The organism is Algoriphagus sp. NF, assembly GCF_028823735.1.
Classification (GTDB): Bacteria; Bacteroidota; Bacteroidia; order Cytophagales; family Cyclobacteriaceae; genus Algoriphagus; species Algoriphagus marincola.
Genome location: NZ_JAPEIB010000068.1, coordinates 1 through 5685, shown reverse-complemented (window position 1 = coordinate 5685; position 5685 = coordinate 1). Strand labels below are relative to the sequence as shown.

The 5685-nt window shown below is 35.4% G+C and carries 3 protein-coding genes; all 3 read right to left on the bottom strand.

All coding sequences use genetic code 11. The features are described 5' to 3' along the window. Positions 1–234: 234 nt before the first annotated feature. Positions 235–2127, bottom strand: coding sequence for a hypothetical protein (locus OU792_RS18075; protein ID WP_274670981.1), 1893 nt, complete (start codon positions 2125–2127; stop codon positions 235–237). Between the two features lie 617 nt (positions 2128–2744). Then, a complete protein-coding gene (locus OU792_RS18070) occupies positions 2745–3401 on the bottom strand; it encodes a M48 family metallopeptidase (protein ID WP_274670980.1) in 657 nt (218 codons plus the stop codon). A gap of 61 nt (positions 3402–3462) precedes the next feature. Beyond that, a partial coding sequence (locus tag OU792_RS18065; protein ID WP_274670979.1) for a type I restriction endonuclease subunit R occupies positions 3463–5685 on the bottom strand: 2223 nt, incomplete at its 5' end.

Sequence of the window (5685 nt, the reverse complement as noted above, 5' to 3'; positions counted from 1 at the left end):
GAGGCTGAACGTTATGCTTCAGTAAATTTTGAAAATGCTGAATATGTTAGGGAATGAATTGAAAAAAATTATTCATACTACCTAAGGAGAATCGAATTACAATTAAAGTCCTATGCGATTTAACCAAGTATCTTAGTTAGCTTAACCATCGTAATTAATTTGATTTTTTTAACTAACAAAAAAAGTAGGGAGGTCTAACTTTCAATAGGATTAGATTTAAACCTCCCTACTTTTTTAAAATTCAGTATCAATTAAATTTTCTTTACTGAACTTGTTTCTATCTATCCCAACCCCTTTTGGAACTTTTGAAACATTATTTATCTGATTTTCAATTTGAGGCAACTTTTTTAAAAGACTCGGCTTCTCAATAGAAAAATCCTCGATTTTGAATTTTGAGTTCTTCCCTCCAAACTTTTCCAACCCAAAAAAATATTCCATCAAGAAGGAGGCTCCCTCTCCTTCATTCCCAGATTCAAAAATTGATTTTAAATGACTTTTATAGGCACTAATTTTTCTTAGTTCTTCAATTACGTACTTAGGGCTTATATTATTCTGATTGTTTCTTTTTTTATAAAGCCTTTCAATGAAATATTGGAAAGATTCTCTATGTCGGACATAAAACCTTAGTCCATCAACCACTACAGAGGAAATTTGATATGGTTTTTTAAATCTCGAATAATGGTTTGCTAATTCCCAACAATTTTCCTCTTCCAATGAAAAAGCCCTTCCAAACAAATACCAATAAGCAGCTACTTTTATGGATTGCTTGGATTCATCATCAAGAAATCTATCAACTAGATCGCTACTTTCATAATCAGCATCTAGGTTATCCAAAAACTTGTCCAGCGTTTCAGCCTCTTTCTCTTCATCAGTTCTTTTATCTGGTACAATGGAATATTTGGAATTAGGATAATCAAAAGATTCTATCTGATACCTTTCATCTAGCTTAGAAATAAGGGTTTTACCTTTCTCATTGTAATGACTTAACTTATCCAACTCATGGTTTTCTAGATCCTCCAGTAACCAGTTTACTGCTGGATTTCCCTCATCATTGATATATATCAGACTAGATTCTGTCTCTGCCATTGCCTTGATAAGATCTGCCCTATCTTTTTCCTCCTCAATTTTTGTATTGATGTAATCAATTAAACCGTTTAGGTCCTCTTTCCTTTTACCTAAAGGTACTTTCTGTTTTTGATAGCTAATATTTCCTTCTAGCGATAAAGCAAAAGTATAGGGTGGCTTTTGCTTCTTAGTCCTTGATCTACCAAAGAATTGAACCAAGTTCTCAAAACTGAATGCATGATGTATCTTGCCTTTAAGGGATATGGCTACAGCGTGAATATTATCATGAATGTCAATTCCACTGAAATTAATACAGGAAGTCAGGTTAATGGCAGTTGGCAATTTCCCTTCCTTAATTTCAAACTTGTTGTACTTTTTGTAAAACCTTTCCTTGCTTTTGGAACTTACATGGACTGAAACTAAATCTCCAATTTTAGCTTTTTCAAAAATTTCAATCATTTCTGATAAGCCTTCCAAAGAATTGAGTCCAATAAAAAACTTAGTGTCATTTGATTGGTTTTTTTGACTTTTAAAAAAATCAACCAAGTGGTTAGCAACTCCCCAGTGAGGATTCTTTTTATAGTTTCGAACCTGAAGCTTTTCCTTTTCTCTTGTATAAGGAATCCCCAAATCATCAGTCTTGGAGGTAAAGACCTCTAAATCATACTGTGGTAATTTCTTCAACTTTTTATCAGAAAAGTCTAATAGCGTCGCAGAAACCAAACATTTTTGCTCAAACTTCTTGAAGTAGTCGAAACATAATGGAAGTTTAGATCTAAACCCTGATTGCATTTGGAGCAATTCCACTTCATCCAATACCAGAAAAAACTCTTTGAAGGGATCAGAACCTACCTCTCTTAATGCCTCCACCAACTTCTGAATACTATCTGCTACTACTGAGAATTTTGGGTTTTTATCTTTATTTCTAGAATACCAATCCTTAATCTGAAATTTACTAGTTGACTTATTATTAGGGTCTGTACCCACAAAAAAAGTATTTCGCCCTTTCTTTTTGTAGTCTTCGAACTTTTCAAAAGCTAATCTTCTAAATGGAAATACCAAAATAGATGGCCTCTCAGCAAAAAATTCACAGAAGGTTGCACCCATTCCAGGGTACTTTTTGTTGAATATTCCTTTTGGTAGGCCATTTCGAAAATTGAGATTGTCTCCTACATAATCAGATAGATACTGATCTTCTCGAAGCCAAACGGATTCATTTACTTTCTTAAAATCAAATACTGTCTTTTGATCCTCCATTCTCTTTTTATATTCGACTCTTTTTATTCCGTTTAGATTCAAAACTAATCATAAATATTTGATTTTCAGTATATTATAACGTATTTCTTTATTTAAATGAACTAGAAATCAAACTTAATACAAAGGATAAAACGACTAGCACTATGACAAAAACTAAAAACAACATTCCGTTTCCTAACTTTGATTTAGAGTCCCTCTCTTTATTATAATTTTCAATAATCACATAGGCTATGAATAAACAGAACGCAAGAAAGAAAATAAACAAAGTAGTCATTAAAATTTGTCTTTTATAATGAATAATTAATTCAAATTATCACTCCTCAGCCGCCATCCCTAATTCTCCACCTAGAGGTAGCTGATGAGTTTTCACTTCTTTATTGATTTAATCTGCCATCATCTTGGATCATTCAATGGTTATCAAATCAATAGCCCCAATCATTATGCACAATTGGCAGCTTGTTTAATTCATTGCGGTAAAACCTCCACTTAGGCATAAATTTATTCATTAAGGCTATAAATCTATCGTTATGGCTTCTTTCATGGAGATGTACTAATTCATGTACGAGAATGTATTCCAGGCAAATAGGTGGCTTTTTGGCTAGCTCCAGATTTAACCAGATTCTTTTAGCCTCGGTATTGCAAGCTCCCCATTTTGTTTTCATTTGTTTCACTCCCCAATCATTTGCTTTTACTCCAATCACTTTCTCCCATTTTTCAAGTAATGAAGGGATTTGAAGCTTCAATTGCTTGCGGTACCACTCTTTTATGATCTTAGCTCTTTCCTCAGTTGAGCAATTATTTGGAACTCTGAGGATAATCTTTTTTAACCCTTTTATCTCCACTTTACTATTTCCATCAGGTTCCTTTACTTCTAGGATATATCTTTTTCCTTGAAAGTAATGACTTTCACCGGAAACATAATCTCGTTTGCTCTCCCTAGCCTGGTCTTTAAAATTCTTTACCTGTTTTTTTATCCAGCCCAGTTTACTGATTGCAAAAAGCCTAAATACTTCCTCATCTGTTTTTTGAGGTACCGCTAAACGTATTCTGCCATGAGGTGGATAAACTGCCAAGTGCATGTTCTTGATGTCTTTTCTGACAACTTCAATCTGAATGTTGGCAATTTTTACTATTTCGGATCTAATACTCACTTTGCGCCTTGATTATTTTCATTAACTCCATAGTTTTCTCTGGGTCATTAATGATCTTATTTACCTCTATTCGTAGTTTTTTTTCTTTGATTCCTCCGTCACGCCATCCATCTAGCTTATTATAGCGAATAGCCTGATCCAATACCATAGAGAGTGAAATGTCATTTTCAAGATTATCGTATAGTGCCTGCTTAGCCTTGGTATTTATTTCTGGAGGATATGAAGTATTTCCAGAAGGGTTTGAGACATTTTTAGCAAGCTCTTTGATTTTCTCTAGGTATTCTTGATAGGCTATTGCAGCTTGATTTCTTTCATGGATAAGCTCATTTAGAAGCGCAGACATTTTCTCGTAATATTTTGGATTGGTCTGAGACTCCTCATTAATCACTTTTCTAACATTATTTTCGATGGTCTCAGCTATAGCTTTCTGTCTGGTTTGCTTTTGATTTTCTGGAGTATCTCTTAATTCGTCCCCTAACTTGACAATCAGGTCTACCAGTGATTTATTTTCAAAATCGGAAATCTTCTTGCTGGCATTGGCATCTAGATACATATCCATTAATTGCCTCATTCCAGGTTCAAAGCGTTTGAAATCCAGGTAATCTCCACTGGCTTGTTTGATGGTTTCTCGTAGGTCTGAGTAATATTTTACCTGCTCTTTAATTTCGGCTGCTTCAGCATCTGTATAACCCAGTCTGTGCATCTCATTTGCCACATTCGCATAGGCTCTTATCAACTTTACTACCGCCTTATATAAGCCAACTCTTTTCTCCTCAGTCTCTTTTATTTCGTCAGGATTTTCTGTATTGCCACAGAAATATTTGATAAAGGTTGGTTCATCTTTGGGATGTACTGGTTCGCACATTGCGATCAAGGCCTCTAATGCTGTCTCTAAGCGATCTTTGCTTTCTGTATGCCTGTCCTTTAGTAATCCTTTTACATCCTCCTTATCAAAGTTGTCAAAGGCCTGTGAAGTGTAATCAGTGATGGATTTCTGCAAGCTTTGAAACAAGTCCTTATAGTCTATGATATAGCCATAATCTTTACTTTCTGTATCAATTCGATTTACACGACAAATTGCTTGAAATAGACCATGGTCTTGCATACTCTTATCTATATAAAGATAAGTTGCTGATGGAGCATCAAACCCTGTTAGCAGCTTATCAACTACGATCAAGAGCTTCATCTTACTCGGTTCGTTGATAAACTTGGCCTTTGCCTCAGCTTCAAAATCTTCCGTGGATTTCCCATTCAACATTTTGGTATAGACCTCATACTTCATGAGTTTATCTGTCAAACCTTCTCCTGTTTCTTCTCCTTTAATATCTCCGTGATGGGGATCATAGGAAGTGATGATTGCGCACTGCTTGAAATTATTACTCTGGAAAAGCTCATAGTATTTGCATGCCTGATGTACCGAGCTGGATACTAGCATGGCATTCCCTTCACCAGTTTTTAACCTGGGTTTTGTTTCAAAATCAAAAATGATATCCGATACTATTTTTTCGAGCCTGGACTTAGAACCCAGCACCTTTTGCATCGTACCCCAGCGCTTTTTCAATTCCACCTTGGCAACATCTGTAAGACCTGCTGTTTTGGCATCAAACCACTCATCAATCTTATTTTGGTCAGTGACAAATTGCTCCACATCTCTGGCCTCATATAATAAGTCTAGCACCACTCCATCTTCTACTGCCTCATCAAACTTATAGGGATTCCCTATGTAAGGCCCAAAAATTTCAATGGATTTCTGTTTGTCCTTTTTGAGTAAGGGTGTCCCTGTAAATCCAATAAACAAAGCATCTGGTAAGATCATCTTCATGGCATCATGCAGCTTTCCAGACTGGGTACGGTGACATTCGTCTACAAAAACATAGATATCCCCCTTTGCCCTAAAATCACCACCTAAATTGGCTTTTACCTCTTCAATAAATGAATCAAAATCACCATCCTCAGCATTTCTACCAAACTTATGAACAAGGCTGCAAACCAACATTTCTGTCTTATGATTTAACACATTGATTAAATCCCGACCACTTTTAGTCCGATATATTTTTTCATCAATACCTGTAAAAAGCTTATCTATTTGATCGTCCAGTTCCTCCCTATCCGTAATGATAAGGATTCTGCTATCTCTTACATTCTCTCGAATCCACTTGGCTAGCCAAACCATGGTTAATGATTTACCAGAACCTTGAGTGTGCCATAAAAT